This window comes from Bacillus sp. AP50, assembly GCF_040492675.1.
Lineage (GTDB): Bacteria > Bacillota > Bacilli > Bacillales > Bacillaceae_G > Bacillus_A > Bacillus_A cereus.
On record NZ_JBEUTW010000682.1, the window covers coordinates 1 to 1,534 of the forward strand.

Sequence of the window (1,534 nt, forward strand, 5' to 3'; positions counted from 1 at the left end):
GCACATACACCATACAAAATGGTTGTAATACTTAATGCTATACCACTGAATAATAACGTCATAATTCTTGAAGATGTAACATCTATCACATTACATAATTCATACAATCCTAGTCCCAAAATACATGCTATTGCTAGCACACCGAAAAAGCTTTTTAAATGAATAGAATAGGCAATATAGCTTCGAATATACAAATGATTTACAATACAAATCAATACGTAAGTAATTAATGTACTATACGCCGCTCCATCTATGCCAAACTTCTGCACGAACATCATGTTTAACATGACTTTCACACAACTCGCACCAATAACAATCCATGCAGCTTGTGCAGAACGGTTAATGCCCTGTAAAACACCTATTGATAATACCATAACCGCAGTAAAATACGAACTGCCAATCATAACTGTTAACATACTACTGCCTTTTACGTCTGTGAACAATCCGACATTTAACGGTACGGTTAATGCCATCAACCATATTGTTAACGGTGCTGTCAAAACATGCGCTAGTCGATTTGTATTTTGAATTGTTATTTTCGCCAAATTTATATCTCTTTTGGCCAATGCGGAAGTTAAGAGTGGTATTAACGGAAATACAATTGCACTTGCAAAAATAACAATTATTTGCGTGAATGCAAAACCGCGACTGTATATTCCAAATTGTTCTTGAATTTCTGTTGATGATCCTTGTAATACATGCGGTATTGTAAGCGAGTCTACTAAATTTAAAAGTGGCATTGATAAAGCTCCGATAGCGATTGGGATCGATACCCGCAATATCTTTTTGCCGTTTTCTCTTAAATCTCGGAGCGAATAGGAATTGCTTTTATTGTAGTATGGACTTCTATTATATTTTATACGCAAATATATAAGCGAACTAATGACTCCAAGAAAAGAGCCAACCATCGCCCCACTAGTAATAACAGTATTACTCTTATCCCATGATACTAGTATGTAAGCAATTATTAACATAAAAAACACACGTACAAATTGCTCAATGACCTGTGATACCCCTGTTGGTTTCATATCACCGAAACCTTGAAAATACCCTCTATACACCGCCATGTATGGCGCAATGAGTAATGCTAATGAAGTAATAAGCAACGGCATTCTAGTTTCTTGTCCACCAAGCATATTTGCAATTTCAATAGAAAATAATACAATGACTAAACAGCCGAAAACGCCAAATGCTATCCCAATAATTGACGCTGATTTAAATAATTTTGCAATTTCCTTTTGCTTATTTTTTTCGTTCAACTCTGCAATTAGTTTCGAAATTGCAAGTGGAACTCCGGCTACCGATAATGTAAGAGCAATCATATATACAGGAAAAACAAGGCGGAAAATACCGAGCACTTCATCTCCTGCAATATTTTGTAATGGAATTTGAAAAAAACTACCAAGCAATTTCGACAAAAAAGTTGTAATGGTTAAAATTGCTGCTCCTTTTACAAATGTTTTATTCATATTTTTTCTCTTTTCTTTTATACATATACTCTCAAACATATTGTTTCAAACGATAGGAATTCACT

General features: G+C 34.6%; 1 protein-coding gene. It reads right to left on the reverse strand.

Translation table 11 applies throughout. The annotated features are described in order from the left end of the window. A partial coding sequence (locus tag ABWK52_RS28360; RefSeq protein WP_353772325.1) for a putative polysaccharide biosynthesis protein occupies nucleotides 1–1,469 on the reverse strand: 1,469 nt, incomplete at its 3' end. Between the last annotated feature and the right edge of the window lie 65 nt (nucleotides 1,470–1,534).